Annotated in this window: 20 protein-coding genes and 1 tRNA gene; 7 read left to right on the forward strand and 14 right to left on the reverse strand. The window is 59.7% G+C overall.

What is annotated here, in order from left to right; translation table 11 throughout:
• Positions 1-145 precede the first annotated feature (145 nt).
• From mgtA to PF1751_RS13970, 3 genes are all read left to right on the forward strand, one after another.
• Entirely contained in the window at positions 146-2,860 is a 2,715-nt protein-coding gene (gene mgtA / locus PF1751_RS13960; protein ID WP_010210318.1) for a magnesium-translocating P-type ATPase, read from the forward strand.
• A 65-nt stretch (positions 2,861-2,925) separates the two neighbouring features.
• Complete coding sequence (locus PF1751_RS13965; RefSeq protein ID WP_010210317.1) at positions 2,926-3,273, forward strand: DUF2493 domain-containing protein; 348 nt, start codon at positions 2,926-2,928, stop codon at positions 3,271-3,273.
• An 18-nt stretch (positions 3,274-3,291) separates the two neighbouring features.
• On the forward strand, positions 3,292-4,113 hold the full coding sequence (locus PF1751_RS13970) for a hypothetical protein (protein WP_044287232.1): 822 nt from the start codon (positions 3,292-3,294) through the stop codon (positions 4,111-4,113).
• Here PF1751_RS13970 and PF1751_RS13975 read toward each other — a convergent pair.
• Positions 4,110-4,799, reverse strand: a complete 690-nt coding sequence (locus PF1751_RS13975) for a tellurite resistance TerB family protein (protein ID WP_044287233.1) — start codon at positions 4,797-4,799, stop codon at positions 4,110-4,112. The genes PF1751_RS13970 and PF1751_RS13975 overlap by 4 nt on opposite strands.
• A 125-nt stretch (positions 4,800-4,924) precedes the next feature.
• On the opposite strand from PF1751_RS13975, the gene PF1751_RS13980 reads away from it, so the two are divergent.
• The gene (locus PF1751_RS13980) at positions 4,925-5,452 is read left to right on the forward strand and encodes a DinB family protein (protein WP_010210313.1); all 528 of its coding nucleotides are present in this window, start codon (positions 4,925-4,927) and stop codon (positions 5,450-5,452) included.
• Here the strand turns inward: PF1751_RS13980 and PF1751_RS13985 are convergent.
• Entirely contained in the window at positions 5,424-5,897 is a 474-nt protein-coding gene (locus tag PF1751_RS13985) for a GFA family protein (RefSeq protein WP_044287234.1), read from the reverse strand. The genes PF1751_RS13980 and PF1751_RS13985 overlap by 29 nt on opposite strands.
• A gap of 196 nt (positions 5,898-6,093) precedes the next feature.
• On the opposite strand from PF1751_RS13985, the gene PF1751_RS13990 reads away from it, so the two are divergent.
• Positions 6,094-6,375 (forward strand): hypothetical protein, encoded by a 282-nt coding sequence (locus PF1751_RS13990; RefSeq protein WP_010210311.1) that lies wholly within the window; start codon positions 6,094-6,096, stop codon positions 6,373-6,375.
• A 180-nt stretch (positions 6,376-6,555) separates the two neighbouring features.
• Here PF1751_RS13990 and PF1751_RS13995 read toward each other — a convergent pair.
• A tRNA-Leu gene (locus tag PF1751_RS13995) sits at positions 6,556-6,642 on the reverse strand.
• A 248-nt stretch (positions 6,643-6,890) separates the two neighbouring features.
• A complete protein-coding gene (locus tag PF1751_RS14000) occupies positions 6,891-7,088 on the reverse strand; it encodes a hypothetical protein (protein ID WP_021493090.1) in 198 nt (65 codons plus the stop codon).
• A 254-nt stretch (positions 7,089-7,342) separates the two neighbouring features.
• Between PF1751_RS14000 and PF1751_RS14005 the strand changes: the two genes are divergently transcribed.
• A complete protein-coding gene (locus tag PF1751_RS14005; protein ID WP_010210309.1) occupies positions 7,343-7,948 on the forward strand; it encodes a cysteine hydrolase family protein in 606 nt (201 codons plus the stop codon).
• Between the two features lie 39 nt (positions 7,949-7,987).
• Here the strand turns inward: PF1751_RS14005 and PF1751_RS14010 are convergent, their stop codons facing one another.
• The 6 genes from PF1751_RS14010 to pstS form a co-directional block, all read right to left on the reverse strand.
• Positions 7,988-8,578, reverse strand: coding sequence for a hypothetical protein (locus PF1751_RS14010; protein ID WP_029529138.1), 591 nt, complete (start codon positions 8,576-8,578; stop codon positions 7,988-7,990).
• Positions 8,578-9,276 (reverse strand): hypothetical protein, encoded by a 699-nt coding sequence (locus PF1751_RS14015; RefSeq protein WP_010210302.1) that lies wholly within the window; start codon positions 9,274-9,276, stop codon positions 8,578-8,580. Before PF1751_RS14015 ends, PF1751_RS14010 begins: the two co-directional genes overlap by 1 nt.
• A gap of 27 nt (positions 9,277-9,303) precedes the next feature.
• Entirely contained in the window at positions 9,304-10,065 is a 762-nt protein-coding gene (pstB, locus tag PF1751_RS14020; RefSeq protein WP_010210300.1) for a phosphate ABC transporter ATP-binding protein PstB, read from the reverse strand.
• Positions 10,066-10,141: 76 nt separating this feature from the next.
• Positions 10,142-11,035, reverse strand: coding sequence for a phosphate ABC transporter permease PstA (gene pstA, locus PF1751_RS14025; RefSeq protein ID WP_010210293.1), 894 nt, complete (start codon positions 11,033-11,035; stop codon positions 10,142-10,144).
• Entirely contained in the window at positions 11,035-12,000 is a 966-nt protein-coding gene (pstC, locus tag PF1751_RS14030; RefSeq protein ID WP_010210292.1) for a phosphate ABC transporter permease subunit PstC, read from the reverse strand. Before pstC ends, pstA begins: the two co-directional genes overlap by 1 nt.
• Before the next feature lie 73 nt (positions 12,001-12,073).
• Positions 12,074-13,102 (reverse strand): phosphate ABC transporter substrate-binding protein PstS, encoded by a 1,029-nt coding sequence (gene pstS / locus PF1751_RS14035; protein WP_010210291.1) that lies wholly within the window; start codon positions 13,100-13,102, stop codon positions 12,074-12,076.
• Between the two features lie 185 nt (positions 13,103-13,287).
• Here pstS and ppk2 point away from each other — a divergent pair, with 185 nt between their 5' ends.
• Entirely contained in the window at positions 13,288-14,205 is a 918-nt protein-coding gene (ppk2, locus tag PF1751_RS14040; RefSeq protein ID WP_010210290.1) for a polyphosphate kinase 2, read from the forward strand.
• Here the strand turns inward: ppk2 and PF1751_RS28050 are convergent.
• The 4 genes from PF1751_RS28050 to PF1751_RS14060 all read right to left on the reverse strand — a co-directional run bounded on the left by PF1751_RS28050 (position 14,202) and on the right by PF1751_RS14060 (position 19,294).
• On the reverse strand, positions 14,202-15,269 hold the full coding sequence (locus PF1751_RS28050) for an acyl-CoA dehydrogenase family protein (protein WP_144407262.1): 1,068 nt from the start codon (positions 15,267-15,269) through the stop codon (positions 14,202-14,204). The genes ppk2 and PF1751_RS28050 overlap by 4 nt on opposite strands.
• Positions 15,270-15,332: 63 nt before the next feature.
• Entirely contained in the window at positions 15,333-16,109 is a 777-nt protein-coding gene (locus PF1751_RS14050) for a GNAT family N-acetyltransferase (RefSeq protein WP_021493085.1), read from the reverse strand.
• Positions 16,110-16,257: 148 nt separating this feature from the next.
• Positions 16,258-18,321 carry a maltose alpha-D-glucosyltransferase gene (gene treS / locus PF1751_RS14055; RefSeq protein ID WP_044287235.1) on the reverse strand — a complete coding sequence of 688 codons (2,064 nt, stop codon included), beginning with the start codon at positions 18,319-18,321 and terminating at the stop codon, positions 16,258-16,260.
• Between the two features lie 214 nt (positions 18,322-18,535).
• Positions 18,536-19,294: an AraC family transcriptional regulator gene (locus PF1751_RS14060; protein WP_010210281.1), complete on the reverse strand. Its 759-nt coding sequence runs from the start codon at positions 19,292-19,294 to the stop codon at positions 18,536-18,538.
• Positions 19,295-19,409: the final 115 nt, after the last annotated feature.

Genomic DNA, 19,409 nt, shown 5'->3' on the forward strand with positions numbered 1-19,409 from the left:
GCACTGTTAGCGGGCCCTGTAGAAGTTAGATGAACACCTTATTTAAACCGATCGCGAAGTTAGCGACTCGGCATGCTTTCGCTCGCCTGTCCTCAGGTAAGTACCGGGTATGTTTTGTCGAAAATTGGCGACAGGAGTACAGACAATGAGCGCCGTAAAAAACACGCCTCTGCACAAAAAGAATGGCACTGACGCCGACACCAAACTGTCGATGCGTGCCGCCCGCGAAGCCCACAACGGCCTGTCGGCCACCCTGGCGAACGTGCGTGCCACCCAGGACGGCTTGACCGAACTGGACGCTTGCGGCCGCCTGCAACGCGAAGGCTATAACGAAGTCGCCCACGACAAGCCACCTCACGCCATCGTCCAGTTCCTGCAGGCACTGAACAACCCGTTCATTTATGTGCTATTGACCCTGGGGGGCATCAGTTTCTTCACCGATTGCTGGCTGCCGATGCAGGAAGGCGAAGAGGCTGACCCGACCAAAGTCATCATCATCATGACCATGGTGCTGCTCAGCAGCCTGCTGCGGTTCTGGCAGGAGCACCGCTCGGCCAAATCCGCCGAAGCCTTGAAAGCCATGGTACGCACCACGGCCACCGTGTTGCGTCGTGAGCAAGTGGGCTCGCCACCCACCCTGCGCGAAGTACCGATGCGCGAGTTGGTGGCTGGCGATATCGTGCAGCTGTCGGCCGGCGACATGATTCCGGCGGACATCCGTCTGATCGAATCCCGCGATCTGTTCATCAGCCAGGCCGTGCTGACCGGTGAAGCCTTGCCGGTGGAAAAGTACGACACCCTGGGTAACGTCACGCAAAAATCAGCCGGGCCGGTGACCGCCGACCAGGGCAACCTGCTGGACCTGCCGAACATCTGCTTCATGGGCACCAACGTGGTCAGCGGCCGTGCAAAAGCCGTGGTGGTCGCCACCGGACCACGCACCTACTTTGGCTCCCTGGCCAAGGCGATTGTCGGTTCCCGGGTGCAAACTGCGTTCGACCGTGGGGTGAACAGCGTCAGCTGGTTGCTGATCCGCTTCATGCTGGTGATGGTGCCGATCGTGTTCCTGCTCAATGGCTTCTCCAAGGGCGACTGGGGCGATGCCTTCCTGTTTGCCCTGGCGGTGGCCGTCGGCCTCACCCCGGAAATGCTGCCGATGATCGTCAGTGCCAACCTGGCCAAGGGCGCCACCGCCATGGCCAAGCGCAAGGTGGTGGTCAAACGCCTCAACGCGATCCAGAACTTCGGTTCGATGGACGTACTGTGCACCGACAAGACCGGTACCCTGACCCAGGACAAGATCATCCTCGAACATCACGTCAACGCCTTTGGCCAGCGTGATGATGCCGTACTGTCCCTGGCCTGGCTCAACAGCCATCATCAAAGTGGCATGAAGAACCTGATGGATCAGGCGGTGGTGGAATTTTCGGAGCAGAATCCGAAGTTCAAGGTGCCGTTCGCCTACAGCAAGATCGACGAGCTGCCGTTCGACTTCGTCCGCCGTCGCCTGTCGATCGTGGTCAAGGATGCCGCCGACGACCAACTGCTGGTGTGCAAAGGCGCCGTGGAAGAGATGCTGAGCATTTCCAGCCATGTCATGGAAGCGGGCGCCGCCGTGCCGCTGGACGAGCGTCGCCGTGAAGAACTGCTGGCGATTGCCAACGACTACAACGAAGACGGGTTCCGTGTGCTGGTGGTCGCCACCCGCCACATCCCTAAATCGATGGCGCGCCAGCAGTACACCACCGCCGATGAGCGCAACCTGGTGATCCAGGGTTTCCTCACCTTCCTCGATCCACCGAAAGAAACCGCCGGCCCTGCGATTGCTGCACTGCAACAGATCGGCGTGGCGATCAAGGTGCTGACCGGCGACAACGCCGTGGTCACCAGCAAGATCTGCCGTCAGGTCGGTCTCGAGCCAGGCCAGCCGCTGCTCGGTGCCGAAATCGAAGCCATGGACGACGCGACGCTGCTGCGCCGCGTAGAAGAACGCACCGTGTTCGCCAAGCTGACGCCGCTGCAGAAGTCCCGCGTGCTCAAGGCGCTGCAAGCCAACGGCCACACTGTGGGTTTCCTGGGTGATGGGATCAACGATGCACCGGCTTTGCGCGATGCCGACGTGGGTATCTCGGTCGACACAGCGACCGATATCGCCAAGGAATCGGCCGACATCATCCTGCTGGAAAAGAGCCTGATGGTCCTGGAAGAAGGCGTGCTCAAGGGCCGCGAAACCTTCGGCAATATCATGAAGTACCTGAACATGACCGCCAGCTCCAACTTCGGCAACGTGTTTTCGGTGCTGGTGGCCAGTGCGTTCATTCCGTTCCTGCCGATGCTGTCGATCCACTTGCTGCTGCAAAACTTAATGTACGACATCTCCCAGCTGGCCTTGCCGTGGGACAAGATGGACAAGGAGTACCTGGCCAAGCCGCGCAAGTGGGATGCGAAGAACATCGGTCGGTTCATGATCTGGATCGGGCCGACCTCGTCGATCTTCGACATCACCACCTTTGCGCTGATGTGGTTCGTGTTCGCGGCCAACAGTGTGGAAGTGCAGACCCTGTTCCAATCCGGCTGGTTCATCGAGGGATTGCTCTCGCAAACCCTGGTCGTGCACATGCTGCGGACCCGCAAGATCCCGTTCTTCCAGAGCACCGCCGCATGGCCGGTGTTGATGATGACCTGCGTGGTGATCGTGCTGGGGATCTACGTGCCGTTCTCGCCACTGGGCACCCTGGTGGGCCTGCAACCGCTGCCAATGGCGTATTTCCCATGGCTGGTAGGCACCCTGATCAGCTACTGCTGCGTGGCCCAACTGATGAAGACGATCTACATCCGCCGCTTCAAGCAGTGGTACTGATCTCCCCCGCCGTTTAAACGGTGGCGGTCGCCCGGCCGCCACCGTGCAACACAAGGAATCACCTTATGCGCGTCTTGATCTGTGCAGGTCGTCATTACGCCGACACCAAAATGTCCCGCCAAGTACTGGACGCTTACCACCGCCTGCGTCCGGTGCAGGTACTGATCCACGGCGGCAACCAATTCCTCGGCAGTGACGTTGAGGACTGGGCCCGGGAATTGGGTATCGACGTGGTGCGTTACCCGCCCAACTGGCAACGCCACGGCAAGCAGGCGGAACGCCAGCGCAACCATTTCATGCTGGCCGACAGCCGCCCAGACGTGGTCATCGCCCTACCCGGCGGTGATGACACCTGCGAGTTGGTCTGCCAGGCCAAAGCCAGCGGCATTTCGGTGCTGAGCGTAGAAAGCTGAATTCATGCGAGGTGCATCATGCACAAAAAACACACCCCAGCCCGCCAGGACGGGTTTGCCAAATACCGAGCGCGTCGCTACCACGGTGCACGCCCCACCCTGTTGTTACTACCACCGGCCAAACGTCGCGCGTTGCGGCGCAACCTGATCTTTATCGGGCTGACCCTGGGCTTCCTGTTGACGATTGCCTTGTTGTCAAAGGCCCACGCGGCCGGCGGTTCTTATGTGGTCGACGACGGCGCGATCAATGCGCCAGGCGAATGCAACGTTGATGCCTGGCACACCGCCAACCGACACGATGGCAGCACTCACACTGAAACGCTGTCGCCTGCCTGCACCTTTGCCGCGCTGCCTTCGGTGCAATGGGGCGCAGCCCTCTCCCGCGCCACCAGCGCAGGCAAGGGTGAAACCCAGGTGAACCCACAGCTCAAGGCACACGTCTGGTCGCGGGAAGACCTGGGACTGGAAATGGCCGTGTCGGCCGGCGCGCACTTTGCACAAGGCCGTCGGCACGGCTTTGAAGGCACCGACTTCAACATCCCGTTGACGTGGCAGCCGTTGGCACCCGTGCGCCTGAATTTGAATGCCGGTTGGTCCCACACCTACAACGACGGAGACCAAAAACACCGACTGACCTGGGGCACCGGCGTTGAGTACCAGGTGGCGCATTCATTGACGCTGGTCGCCGAGCGCTACGGCCAGGATGGCGGCGACCAGGCGTGGCAGGCTGGGCCCAGGTTTCATGTCGGCGAGCGGGTCGATGTGGACCTGGTGGTTGGACGCAGCCTGGTCGGTGACCACACGCAATGGCTTACCACCGGCGCCACGCTGCGGTTCTAGGCCTTGGCTTGTTGCTCCAGGTGCAGTTGCAATTGCGGGTCGATTTGCAACTGCCCGGCCAGCTCATCCAGGTAATTGCGTTCGGCGTCCTGCTGATCGTCCACCATCATCACACTGGCCAGGTACACCTCGGCCGCCACAGCTGGGTCGCCGGCGAGCTCAGCGAAATCCGCAGCATCCAGCGGTTTGGCGACTTCAGCGTCGAGCCACTGCTGCAGTTGCGGGTCCTCGGTATGCCGGCCCAGCTCATTGGAAATCAGTTGCCGCTCATTTTCATCGATACGGCCGTCGGCTTTGGCAGCGGCGATCAAGGCACGCAATACCGCATGGCTGTGGGCCTCGGCTGCGGGGCCGTCGAGCTGGTCGACTGTCTGCAAGGCTTGCTGCGGCGCATTGGCTTGCTGGCGCTGCCAGGCTTGATAGGCCTGAAACGCGGCCATTCCCAGCGAGGCCAACGCCGCGTAGTTCATCCCACCGGAACGCCCTTGAGCGGGACGAGTAGCGGTTGTGCCGCCCAACATCCCACCCAGGCCTCCCAACAGATCACCCAGACCGCCACCGGCCGATGCATTGCCAGTGCGGGTGCCTTTCAATAACCCACCGAGCAGCCCACCCAGTCCGCCGGATGATGCACTGCCGCCTTGCCCTGCGCGCAAAAGTTGTTCAAGTAAATCACTGGTGTTCATGGTGTCACCCTCCCAGGGCGCAGTGTTGGCGTCTAACAACCATAGCCCGACACTGCCGGAACACCATGACCGCCGGGCGGGCACGGCCTATCATGGCGTTACCGCGACTTCGAGAGAACACCCAAGTGAACCGGACTGAGCACATCGCGCTGATGGCGAATTACAACCAGTGGATGAACCGCAAGCTCTATGACGCGGCCCAGACACTGACGGACGCGGAACTGGCGATGGATCGACAGGCGTTTTTCGGCTCGATCCTCGGCACGCTGAACCATCTGGTCCTGGGCGACACCGTCTGGCTCAAGCGTTTTGCGCAGCATCCAGCAGGCTTCACAGCGCTGGCTCCGCTGCACGTTATTGCTACGCCTGCCGATCTCAAACAATTGGCTTTTGCTGATATACGTGAGCTGGCAGCCCATCGCACCTGGCTGGATCAGTTGATTGTCGATTGGAGCCACAGCGTGCAGGAGCCCGACCTGGACCATCGCCTGCATTACCGCAATATGCGCGGCGTGAGCGCCGACAAGGATTTCTTCAGCCTGCTGGTGCACTTTTTCAATCACCAGACCCACCACCGGGGCCAGGCCACGACGTTGCTGACCCAGGCGGGGCTGGATGTGGGCACTACGGACTTGCTGGCGCTGATCGACTGAACTCGGCATAGGCCTGCATCAAGCGCGCAAACTCGTGCGGCTCGGGCAACTGTGCAAAGCTTTCCACGGCCGGGGTGGATGCCCAGGGCAGCTTCTCGCGGGTCCAAGTCTCCATGAAAGGCACGTAACCGCTGGCGTTATCCAGCAACGCGGCGCGGACATTGACGAATTCATCGATGCCATGGGGCCGTGTGAACAGCCAGCTCATGCAATGGGGGCAGAAATAATGGCGATCCACGCCCTGCAGGCCGCCGATCACAGGGCAGCCCTGGGTGACCGTGAAACCGCTGGCGGGAATCAACGCGCTCAGTGAGAACGCACTGGAAGACATCTTCTGGCAGCCCGTGCAATGACAGGCCATGGTGATCACCGGGGCGGCACTCACGGTGAAACGCACACGCTCACAACGGCAGCTGCCCTCATATGGCAGGGTGTCGACGCTCATCATTGCTTCCTTATTATTGATGGGTAGCGTCTCAGGTTAGCCTCAGGTGCCAGACTTGAACAGGCCTGTCGCCCAAACCGAACGCTGCCTGGTTGTTGGGGTCCTAACCCTAGGTGTCGAGGTTTTTACCGCCCCGCCCTCCCCGCGCGCATTGAGGGTCTAGCGATGTGCGTACCCCCGAGAAGGAGACGCTTACATGGTCATTCACTTCAAGGTTGCAGGTCACTTGGCCTGTGGTCACCACGGCACCAACCTCCCTTCCAGCACCGAGCTGAACCGAGTCAAATGTCGTACCTGCCGCAACACTGACGCCTACAAGGATGCCCGCCGCACCCAGCGCAATGCGGCCCGACGCGTTAATCGCAAAGCCAAGACCCACACCAATATCGACTGGCGCAGTGCCTGGACGCAGCGCCTTACCGACTTGCCAGGCTTGCAGCGTTTGCCGCGCGGGTTCAGTGGTCAGCCGTTCGTGTAATCATGGCGCCACGGGGCCACCTGCCATTTGCCCGCAAGGTTTGCAATCGCCTGTTGCAGCGCTACAGCGCCCCGCGCACAGGGCGTACATCCGGCAAAAAACCGGGCCACAAAAAAACCTGCACAAGGCAGGTTCTATGCGGGCTGCAGCGACGTCCTGAGAGGTCGTGAAACCAAATGATGGTGCCCGAACCCGGAATCGAACCGGGACGCCCTTACGAGCGGGGGATTTTAAGTCCCATGCGTCTACCAGTTTCGCCATTCGGGCGGCAGCGCGTGTTGCAGGGTTGGGAATATATAGATCCAGTCGCTTTGACGCAAGGTCGAACGACAGCTTTCTCGCGCTGCGAGGCTGGCGAAAAAGCTCGGTAGATCAGTGATCTAGGTAGCATCCAGAGGAATAAACCCGGCTCATGGGCGTCACTTGGGCCCTTGCTCGGCGATCCTGATGCCCTCCCCACGGGCATAAACAACAATCCCGACGCACACGTCGGAATTGTTGTGCTGGGAGGCACATCAGTGGTCGGGATGCTCGCTCGCTACCGAATCGGCAGCGTCCACGTCAGACATATCCTCTTCAAGCGGTGCCTCGTCGTCCGGTGGCAGCGGGATATTGTCGTCATCGCGCTTTGGATCGTGCCCTGTTTCATTATCTGTGCCGCGGGTTACTGCTTGCTGTGAAATATTCCCTGGGGCGTTTTCATTGATTTCCATACGGGCTCTCCTTTCTTACGCTCGGGGTATCCGTGCTTATTATTCAGAGACAGTACATTCTTCAGAGTGCCGGGCATTAGACGAATGGTGAACGCTGCGCCTGTGGCCTCGTCAACACCACCGGGTGCCGTTGCGGGTGATCAATCCGGTGTATAACCGGTGGTATGCGCGTTACAAAATCGGCCAGACTGCGATCCCAGCTCTATGCTTGACACCCGAACCCAGTGCTTGAACCCACCTATCGGAGACGCACCATGAATCCCCACGCCACCGCCCTTGTCCTGATCGAATTCCAGAACGATTTCACCACTCCCGGTGGCGTCTTCCATGACGCCGTCAAAGACGTCATGCACGCGACCGACATGCTGGCCAATACCGCAACTACGGTGCAACAGGCGCGCCAACTGGGCGTGAAGATCATTCACCTGCCGATTCAGTTCGCGGAGGGCTATCCGGAGCTGACGACACGCGACTACGGGATTTTAAAGGGCGTTGCCGATGGCAGCGCGTTCCGCACCGGCAGTTGGGGCGCAGACATCACCGATGCGATCAGCCGTGAACCTGGCGATATTCTTGTGGAAGGCAAGCGCGGCCTGGATGGTTTTGCTACCACTGGACTGGACCTGGTGCTGCGCAACAATGGCATCCACAACCTGGTGGTGGCAGGATTCCTGACCAACTGCTGCGTCGAAGGCACGGTTCGATCAGGTTATGAAAAGGGTTATAACGTGGTGACTCTGGCCGACTGTACAGCGACGTTCACCGACGAACAGCAAAAAGCGGCGGAAAACTTCACACTGCCGATGTTTTCGAAGGTGTTACGGCATACCGAGTTTCTTGGGGCGTTGAACGCCAAGTAAGCAAAAAGGGCAACTGATCTTTCAGTTGCCCTTTTTGCTTCAACCGTTCACCGTCAGGCCTGGATAAGCCCGCACCGGCACCTTGTGCCTCTGCGGCTGTTGGCGAGCCAATTGTGCCTGGACCTGTGCAACAGCCTCCAACACCCGTTGCGCCCATTGCTCGTCTTGCGGGTCAACCACCACCACACGAAACCCGTGGTCGAAACCTTCAAGCTGAACGCCTTCAGAATCATCGACGTGCAAGTCGATGTCGAAGGCCGGCGGAAATTTCGACGGGGTGCTCGTCAACCCGCGCTCCGTGAGTGCCTGGTTATGGCGCACGCTGTTGACCACGCCGTCGACGTGGATGCCGTACAGCAACAACCAGCGGCGGATGTAGGACGGGGTGCGGCCGGATGAGGTGTAGACCCAGACACTGCAGCCCTGGCGACGTAGCTCGCGGGTCAGGGAACGGGTGCCGCTGCGCAGGGGTTCGCCCAACCAACGGTGCACACACGCCGGCAAGCGGCTGTGTTCGGTCGCACTGTGGTGGAGCTGGCAGGCCAGTGTGTCGTCGATGTCGAACGAAATACGGATTCGCTGACGCTTGAACACACGCTTGATCGTGTCGAGCACTGGGTACCTTCCCATCAACGGCCCCCCTGATGGGCGGGCGCGGGTGTGTCGCTCAGGAAAAATTCTGTTGGATCCGGAGCATTATCTTCCAGGAATGCTGCGTATTTTTTCTTGATCTTGGGCAATTCGTACAAAGCCATCACGCCATGCTTGGCGGAGTTGCGTATCACCGAGGACGGGTTGAAATAGCCCTCGGCGTTGTCCAGCGTCAGCACGAAAGGCGGCAACCCCTCGCGCATCAGCAGGTAGCTGACGATCAGCGACCCGCTGCGGTGATTGCCTTCAATGAACAACTGCGGCTTGCTCAGGACCCGTACGTAGACACCGGCGGCTCGCTTCCATACGGATTCGTTATGGTGCTTGCAATACCAGTTGTACAGATCCTTGATGCCACCTTCGACATTGTTGAAAAAGTGCACTTCGGTCGCCGCCAGGTGCTGCGCGTATTCCTGCCGGCGTACCGGGTCGCTGCCACACAGTACCGTGGCATTGATCTCCAGCATCAGGTTCAGTTGCTGGAGGTCAAACAGGTCGACACCGCGCGCAACATAGTCGTCAATCAGGGCATAACCTTCAAGCACATTCTGCAGCACTTCGTTTGTGAATGGGTCGCGTGGCTCGGTGAAGTCCTGGCTGAGCTGGGCAAAACGCGACTGGACCTCACGCAGTGCGCGTTCAATCGCGGCCAGGTCAAGACGATGTGTTGCAGGCATTGGCAATCCTGAAAAACGCTGCATGGGTCAGCTGAACTTGCCGCTGATGTAGTCCCCGGTCATTTGCTCACGCGGGTTCTCGAAGATCTGCGCGGTCGGGCCCATTTCCACCAGGTAACCGGTACGGGTGCCCTGGGAAATGTCCACCGAGAAAAACGCGGTGGTATCCGCCACACGGATCGCTTGCTGCATGTTGTGGGTGACCAGCGCGATGGTGTAATCCTTTTTCAACTCGACCATCAGCTCTTCGACACGGCGCGTGGCAATCGGGTCCAGTGCCGAACACGGTTCATCCAGTAACAGCACTTCCGGTTCGGTTGCGATGGCACGGGCGATGCACAGGCGTTGTTGCTGGCCGCCGGAGAGCGACAGGCCGCTGACCTTGAGCTTGTCCTTGACCTCATCCCACAGCGCCGCGCCTTGCAACGCGTGTTTGACGCGGTCGCCCAGGTCGCCTTTGTAGCGGTTCAGGCGCAAGCCGAAGGCCACGTTGTCGAAGATGCTCATCGAGAACGGGTTGGGCTGTTGGAACACCATGCCGATATAACGGCGCACGACCACAGGGTCCACGCCCTTGCCGTAAACGTCTTGGCCAAGGAAATGCACATGGCCTTCGAAACGGAAGCCCTTTACCAGGTCATTCATGCGGTTGAGGCTACGCAGCACGGTGGACTTGCCGCAGCCGGACGGGCCGATGAAGCCGGTAATCTTGTTCTTCTCGATCGGCACATGGCTATCACGCACCGCCATGAAGTTGCCGTAGAAAATCTTGTCCAGCTTGCAGTCCATGACCACAGGCGCCTGGGTGACAAACGGAGCGGCTTTTTGCGCAGTTGATACGTTCAAAATTCAGGTGCTCCCGTTCTTAGTACTTGGGCTTGCCGAAGATACGGCTCACGATATTCACGACCAGCACGATCATTACCAGCACCAACGAGGCCGCCCATGCGAGCTCGAGCTGGTTATCGAAAGGCATGCCGGAGAAGTTGTAAATCAACACGGCAAGGGATGCCGTCGGATTCATGACTGCCAGGCTGCCGTCGTGGTAGATCCAGTAGTTGCTGAACAGCGCGGTGAACAACAGCGGTGCGGTTTCGCCGGCAGCACGTGCAACGGCGAGCATCACACCGGTCAGGATCGCCGGCATGCCGGTGGGCAAGACGATTTTCCAGATCACCTGCGAACGGGTGCAACCCATACCGTAGGCGGCATCCTTCATGATCTTGGGCACCATCTTCATCGACTCTTCAGCCGTCAGCACCACGATAGGCAGCATCAGCACGGCCAGCGCCACGCCACCGGCCGGTGCCGAATAAGTCCCAGTGGTCATCACCACCAGGGCGTAGGCGAAAACACCCGCCAGAATCGACGGCAAGCCAGTGAGCATCTTCGCGGCGAAGCGCGAGGCGTTCGCCAGTTTGCTGTCCGGCCCCAGCTCCGCGAGGAAAATCGCGGCCAGGATGCCGACCGGCACGGCAATGGCGGCAGCGATACCGACCATCACGAACGTACCAGCCATGGCATTGCCGAAGCCGCCGCCGGTCTCGAAGCCGGTGGGCGGCAGCTCGGTGAACACTTCCAGGCTCAGGCGCGCGCCGCCACGGGTGATCAGCATGTAGAGCACGGAAATCAGCGGGACGGCGGCCAGCAGCGCGCCGAACCACACCAGCGTGGTCAGCACCAGGCTGCGCAAGGCACGGCCTTCGAACCGCCGCTGCAGGCTCGGCATGGCGACGATGGGCGTAGAGAGATCAGTCATTATTTGGTACCCCGCTGGGCGTAGACCATGATCATCGAACCGATGATGTTTACCAGCAGCGTGATAAACATCAGGACCAGTGCGGCATACATCAACACTTCAATCTCATTCGGGCCGGCTTCGGGGAAGTTCAGTGCCAACAAGGCCGCCAGCGTGTTGGCCGGTGCAAACAGCGAGAGGGAAATGTTGTTCGCGTTACCTACCAACATGGCCAGGGCCATGGTTTCACCCAAGGCGCGACCGAGGCCGAGCACCAGGGAACCGAAGATGCCGGTGGCGGCGGATGGCACCATCACCTTGAGAATCGCTTCCCAGTGCGTGGTCCCCATGCCGTAGGCAGCTTGCTTGGTTTTCATCGGCACACCGGTGAGGGCGTCCTGGGAAACGGCGGCGATGGTGGGCAGAATCATGATCGCCAGTACCAGCGCCGCCGGCAGCAGGCCCGGCCCGCTGAGGGACGTGCCGAAAAACGGGATCCATCCCAGTTCGGTGTTCAGCCACGCGGTAAGCGGGCGGATGGCCGGGATGACCACATAAATGCCCCAGAGGCCATAGACCACGCTGGGGATGGCGGCGAGCAATTCAACGATGGTGCGAAACACCGCCGCGAGTTTTGCCGGCAGGAAATCCTGGGTGAGAAAAATCGCCATGCTGACGCCGAAAAAACCTGCGATCAGCAACGCGATAAAGGCGCTGTAAAGCGTGCCCCAAATAGCTGGCAGAATGCCGTATTTACCTTGGTTAACGTCCCACACACTGCCGAACAGCACATCAAAACCGTGCTTTTCCATGCCGGGAAGTGCCTTGCGCCCTACTTCGAAGACCAGCGCAAAAACCAGCGCCAGCACCAGCACTACGCCTATGCGTGCAAGTGCACGGAAGGTGCGGTCAACCAGGAAATCCTTCGTAGAGGGTGGCTGGCACGCAGAATCCGGGTTAACCGGTACGACAAAAGGTGTGTTCATTGGCTAATTCCGGAACAAGGGGGGAACGCTCCCGGCATGGCTGAAAGCCCATGCCGGGAACCGCCTGGCGGCCTTACTGGATGTTGGCGGAAGCTTTACGAACTTGATCGACAACCGATGGCGGCAGTGGGATGTAGCCCATCGAGTCGGCGATTTTCTGGCCTTCGGTCAGGCTGTACTCAACCATTTCACGCATGGCCTTGGCTTTGGCCGGGTTGCCGTTGTCCTTGCGGAAGATCATCCAGGTGTAGGAAGTGATCGGGTAGGACTTGGCGCCATCCGGATCCGGCAGCCAGGCCACCAGGCTTTCCGGCATTTTCACCGCAGCCAGGGCTTCTGCGCCGCTTTCGGCGTTCGGTACGACGTACTTGCCGGCCTTGTTCTGCAACTGGGCAAAGTCAACCTTGGCCAGTTTGGCGAAGCCGTATTCGATGTAGCCAATCGCGCCTGGGGTCTGACGCACAGTGGCGGTCACACCGTCGTTCTTCGGCGATTTGATGAATTTGTCGCTGGCTGGCCAATTGACGGTGTTGCCTTCGCCCAGGTCTTTCTGGAACTCAGGGTTGATCGCGGCCAAGTGCTTGGTGAACACAGCGGTGGTGCCGCTGGAGTCGGCGCGCACGACCACGGTGATCGGCATGTCAGGCAGTTTCACGCCTGGGTTGGCGGCGACGATCTTAGGATCGTTCCACTGGGTGATCTTGCCCAGGAAGATGTTGGAGTACACATCGCGAGGCAATTTGAGCTCTTTAGGATTGCCCGGCAGGTTGAAGGCCAGCACGATTTCACCGGCCGTCATCGGCAGCAGTTGCGCGCCTTCGGCCACCTTGGCGATGTCTTCGTCTTTCATGGCCGAGTCGCTGGCGGCGAAGTCGACGGTTTTGTTCAGGAAGTCTTGTACACCCGCACCGCTACCCTTGGATTGGTAGTCAACGGTGACGCCCTCGGTTTTCTTGCTGAAATCCTTGAACCAGGTGAGGTAGATCGGTGCCGGGAAACTCGCACCGGAACCGGTCAGGCGGATGCTCTCGGCAGCAAACACCGAGGTGGCACTGAGAGAAACCGCAACGGCGAGTGCAGCAGACTTCATCAGACGTTTCATTAAGGAAAATCCTTGTGATTTCGGGCCCGGCAACTCTGCAACAATCTTGTTACGGTTTTATGAACGTGGAGTGGCAAAACGCCTGTTTGTCCCCCTCTCCCCCCGCAATGACGGGATTTGATGTCATTGGTTAGTAACAAAATGCGACTAAGACTTTGCCATCCCCCCCACGCGAGTTCCGCCCCATGTCCTCCATAGAAGACGCCTTGATGCAGCGCATCCACCGTGAGCTGCTGGATCACAGTGACGAAGAGCTGGAACTGGAATTGTCCGAAGATGGGCACGACCTCAACGCGCTGTTTGACGAGCACGAGGGTGAAAGCAGTGAAAAAGCCGCGCGCAGGATTTATTTCAGCGAACTGTTCCGCCTGCAGGGCGAACTGGTGAAATTGCAAAGCTGGGTGGTCAAGACCGGCCACAAGGTGGTGATCCTGTTCGAAGGACGCGATGCCGCCGGCAAAGGAGGTGTCATCAAGCGCATCACCCAGCGCCTGAACCCCAGGGTCTGCCGGGTCGCCGCCCTGCCCGCGCCGAATGACCGCGAACAGACCCAATGGTACTTCCAGCGCTACGTTTCACACCTGCCGGCCGCAGGCGAAATCGTGCTGTTCGATCGCAGCTGGTACAACCGTGCCGGCGTCGAGCAAGTCATGGGGTTTTGCAACGCGGACCAGTATGAAGAGTTCTTCCGCACCGTGCCGGAGTTCGAGCGCATGCTTGCCCGCTCCGGTATTCAGTTGATCAAGTACTGGTTTTCGATTTCCGATCAGGAACAACACCTGCGCTTTCTCAGCCGCATTCACGACCCGCTCAAGCAATGGAAGCTCAGCCCCATGGACTTGGAGTCGCGTCGGCGCTGGGAGGCCTACACCAAAGCCAAGGAAATCATGCTCGAACGCACCCACATCGCCGAAGCGCCGTGGTGGGTGGTGCAGGCGGATGACAAGAAGAAGGCTCGCCTCAACTGCATCCACCACTTGCTCGGGCAGATGCCATATGAAGAGGTCGAGTTACCGGTGATCGAACTGCCGCAGCGCGTGCGGCAGGAGGATTACTCCCGCAGCCCGACGCCACCGGAACTCATCGTGCCGCAACGTTACTAACTCAGCTGTTCACACAGGAACGGCACACTGGCGAGCCGTGAAGTCGGATGAAACGCCAGTACCCGTGTTGCCACCAACAGGTAAGCGACTTCCTCGGAGGACATGAACGCCATGCCTCCGAGGATTTCGAACGCCCGCGTACTGATACGGTTGATCGCCTCCTGCACCGCAAACCGCGTGGCTTGCGCGCGCGCCAGGTCAGCGCGCAGGAACCGGTTCTGGTCGATCGCGTCCGCCAGCCCACGTATCGCCATCGTCGCGCCCTGCAGATCGATCAGCAGCATTGCGCGATCATCCTGCGAACCTTTGTTGCACGCCAATGCCCTCGACGCCAGCGCAGACGCCATGCCCAGGTAGGACGCCGAGGCGAGCAGCTGGAACCAGATCGCAAACAAGTGCTCACCGGTGCCCTGCTGCACATCGTCCAGTTGGTGATCCACGGCTTTACTGAAATACATCATCGCCTCTGGCACCAAGAGCTTGTTGAAGATCACTTCATGGCTATCGGCTGCCTGCAAATGCGGCACCGACCAGAACTTGTTGCGCTGGATGTTCGGATCACCCGCCAACCCCAGGCCGATACCGATATGCGTCTGGCCTTGCGGGTCGACGTAGTTGACGCCAAAGGTGATCGCGTCAAAGTGATGGGTCATCGTGCACGGCTTCTTGCTGCCGCTCACCAGATAACCCGCGGCGGTCTTTTCAACGGACAGCGTGGACTCAAGGATATTGGCGTGCGCCCGGCCCTCGGCAAAACCCGAGGCAACCAACAGGTTGTCGCGGGCGACCAGGCCTAGCAGCCCCTGAATATCGGGAAAGAAACGACTGGCTGCCATCATGCCGGCCACCGTGTGATGGTGCATGGTCATCATCACCGCCAATGAAGGGCAATGGGCGCCGACCCAGGTATGCACCTGGGCCAAGTTGACGGCACTAAGCCCTCCACCGCCAAGTGCCTTGGCGATGGAAAGCCCTGGAGCGCCGACAGTTCTAAATAACGTGGCCAGTTGTTTCGACTCACCGCGTTCAAGTTCAATAAGCGAGGTCTTTTCTAGAACAGCCACCACGTCCGGAATACAGGCTAAAGCCGCATCTCTTTCTTCACTCAGGAACATATTGATCAACCCTTATGATTGTTTAGGCTTCAAGTAATGTCGCGCATAACGACTGTCCAACTTCGACAGCGGCAATAACATAAAGAAGTCCGCCACATTGAATTCCTTATCCCAGGCCGGCGCACCACAGACCCAACCCCCGCTGCGTAAATAACCTTTGAGTAACGGGGGGACGCGCGGCACATGTCCGGGCTCGAACGTATCAAGGGGGAAAGGCAGGTGGGGCGTTACGCGATAGTCGGCGGGCGCCAGATTCTGCGCGGTAAAGCCGCGATACAACGCTGCTGCATCGTGGCCGCCGTCGGACAGGCTCACGCTTGCGCAGCCCATCAAATGATCACAACCCTCGCGTTCCATGTACTTCGCCAGGCCCGACCACAACATCATGATCACGCTGCCGCTGCGGTACTCGGGGTGAACACAGGCATGCCCGGCTTCGACTGTCCTGGCGCGCAACGACGCCAACCCACTGAGATCGAACTCCCTTTCCGAATAGTAGTGCCCCATGCGCTGTGCAGCGGCCGGGCCCATCAAGCGGTAGGTGCCGACCACGGCTGAAGTACTGGCGTCGCGGACCAGCAAGTGGTCGCAGTAGTCATCAAACTCATCGGTATTCAACGCCTCTGGATTTTCGAGTTCAGACAACTGGAACGTTTCGGTGAATACTCGATAACGCAGGCGTTGCACCTCACGTATTTCTTCTTGCCGAGTGGCGAGACTGACCACTAATGCTGCACGCGGAAGTTGTGCAGTTAACTGTTCTTCACTGGATACCGACAGAGATCGCATTCCTGTTCCTTTGAGTCGCCATACTAATAAGAGGCACGTAATGAACAGGACACTAACATGCGACTTTATTCAGGCAACGTAAGGAAACTCCGAAACAACTTGCGATCTTTTGTGGTGAGCACGCTCACCACAAAAGGGTGCGTCAACGTTAGAGGGGCGAGCTGCTGACCACCCGCAGCGCCAACCCTTCATACGCATCCAGGGTAATGGTAAATGCCCCCTCCGCCGTCAGGTCGCCCTCCACCCGCTCGTTGATGATGTCCACCACCATTCCGGCAGCAATATCCGGCAAGTGCAGGGTTTCGGTGATCGCCGTGGCACCGAAATTCAACGCAGTGATTTGTGTGCCTTTGCCGGCCGGCAATTCGTGGACCATCACCAGCAGCGCCGAGTTTTCCACCTCTGGCACCAGGATCTGGCGGCTGGCGGCGATGTCATAGGCACGGCGTACCGCGAGGATTTTCTGCAGTTGCGAGGCAAAGGATTCGGGGTCCTGCAACTGGGTGTTCAAGCTGCCATACAGGCTATTCGAACGCGGCATATGGCCCGCCGAAAGCTGCGCATCCGGGTTCAGATCCACCAGGTCATAGGCACCACGGTGAATCCAGCGGGTGTCGCCATCCTGCATCAGGTGTTCGACCTCTTCAGCCGCCAGCGGCAGCGCGCCCACCAAGTCCCACCCCGACAAGGCAAACACCCCAGGCTGCATGGCGTTGTACATCACCAGCAGCAAATGGATCTGACGGATCTGCTGGATATCCGCCGCTGTGATCGCCTCCAGATCACGAATGCCCAGCGCCGCCGTGATGATGCTTGCCGTAGTACACGACACGCCATTGGTCACGAACTTGAGGTTGTACGGCGCATGCTCGCCGGCCAGGCGCTCGTACATCTGCTCGCGGATGTGCTCGCGCAGGATGTTGCCGGGAAACGTCTGGCCCTGGTACAGAAAGGTGTCATGGGCATGCAGCGTCCAGAAGTGCACCAGTTCCAGGGTCAATTCATCGTGGTTCTGCAGCGCATGGATCAGCGAGCCTGGGTCGATGCCCTGGCGGTGCATTTCACGCAGCATCAGGCGCAGGAACTCGGCATCGCCCATCAGCAGCGCGTGCTGGTAAGCCGGTCGGGTGATGAAGTCATAGGACAGGTCGGCACCGCCATGGGACATGGACGCGATGTCATCCACGGTGAGGTTCAGCTCCTGAAAGCTAAAGCCGCCGGCCTTGCGGATCGCGCCGCCGAGTAACTGGTTGCCGGTAATCGACAGCGGATGGCTCTCGGACCAGGCCGTACCGTCCAGCTTGCGTTCCACCCCCAGGAAACCATTGGCGTCCAGGCGCAGGATCTTCGCGCCCATCACGTCGATGGCGTGCAGCGCATCACCGATGATCATCTGCTGTGCGGCGAAGGTCGGGTCCAGCCAGTTCAGCGACGGTTGGCCCTCCTTGAAATAATGCAGGTACACCCAGCGGCGCGGCTTGCCATCCACGCCCTGCACCACGTCTGTCGCGCTCCAGTCGGTTTCCTTGACGCCGGGCTCAAAGAAGATCACCCGCTGCAACTGGCCGACGATGTAGTGTTTGTCACGCAACGCGTCGACCTGGGCGGGGCTGAGGTTCTGCGCATCACGGCCTTCGACGACGTCCGGCAGCAACGCCCAGTCTTCTTCGCGAATTTCCACCATGTGGTACAGGCCGGGATAGTCCTCATACGCCATCTCGGCCAGTCGAAAGTCTGCGCCCTTGCCGGTGTGCGAAGGAATCACATCGTCGATGATCACCGCATTGTGCGCCGCCGCCATGCGCGTCAACGCCTGCAGCTGGGCCTCGGTGCCCAACTCGGGGTCGATCTCGAAGCTGATGCGGTCGAAGTTGCCATCGATGGTCGGCGTGTGCTGCGTGCCCTTCAAGCCACCAGACTTCTTCAGCGGGCCATTGTGAATACCCTGGATACCGATCTTCGACAAGGCATGCCACAGCGCCTCGTCCCCCAGCGCCTCCAACACCGTGCCGCCCTCGCGGGTAACGATCGACGCCGGGTACGCCGTAAACCACACTGACGACAGGGCCGTGGCATCACGGGGCCGAGTCTGCGCGTATGGCTGCTGCCACAACCGGCCCTGGCCCGAATAGAGCCTGGCGCGCTGGCGTGCCGCGTGCAGCATCGATTGTTCCACCAGCCAGTTCACATGGTTCTTTTCAGCCGCCGTCATAAGTCTGGTACCTGTTGTCGTAAAGCATTGCTCGTGAACATATGAGGGTGGTGTGGGCCATTCGTTGCATTGGAATGAGCCCCCTTCACAGACTGGGCGCAATCAAATGTGGGCGCTGTCTTGCCTGCGAAGGCGTCTACCGGATCTACCTGATCCCTCTGGGCGTCTGCATCGCAGGCAAGCCAGCTCCCACAGCAAAGCGCCCACCGGATACTTAACGGGTATCCCGATACTGCCTCGGCGTAAACCCCGTCGACGCCTTGAACTGGCGGGTAAAGGCGCTGTGGTCGGTATACCCGCACTGCAACGCGACTTCCGTGATCGGCAGGTCGGTGTGCAACAGCCGGTGCGCGTGCTCGAGCCGCACTTTCTGGATCATCTGCCGAGGCGTGAGGTGGAACACGCGCTTGCAGTAGCGCTCCAACTGCGCCACTGAAATGCCGGCGATCCGCGTCAATTCACCCAGGGTCACGCGACGGTTGAAGTGCGCGCGGATGTGCGCGTCCACGGCGGCCAGGCGCTGGTACGCCGGGTGACTTTCGCTGGCGGTTTGCAGGTCGACCGAGATACCGGCCAGGCCAATGATCGCGCCCGTGTGGTTGTACAGCGGCCACTTGTGGGTCAGGCACCAGCCGGGTTCGCGGGTGCCGTACAGGTGCAGTTCCAGCTGATCTTCCAGCACAAAACCCTGCTCCAGCACGCGTCGGTCCTGCTCGGTGTAGCCCGGCCCCAATTGCGCGGGAAAGACTTCGGCACTGGTCTTGCCCAACAGCGGTTGCAACTGCTTGAGGCCACAGCGCTGCACCAGGGTGCGGTTGGCGAGCACGTATCGGGCGTGGGTGTCCTTGATGAAAATCGCGGCATTGGGGATCACGTCCAGCATCGGCAATAGCTGCGCGACACTGCCCAATAACTGTTCGATGTCTTGGGGGCTGCTCCCTTGGCAAAGGGTCGCAAACGCGCTCTGCATCATGACGGTTGATCCCCACTGGTTGCCTTCACGGGTAGCAGATTGCCCGATGCTCGCCCCCCTGTCGAGAAAGCAAAACTGTGCTGATTTCGTCATCGATGCCGGCAAAAAACATCAA

The organism is Pseudomonas simiae, assembly GCF_000934565.1.
Taxonomy (GTDB): domain Bacteria; phylum Pseudomonadota; class Gammaproteobacteria; order Pseudomonadales; family Pseudomonadaceae; genus Aquipseudomonas; species Aquipseudomonas simiae.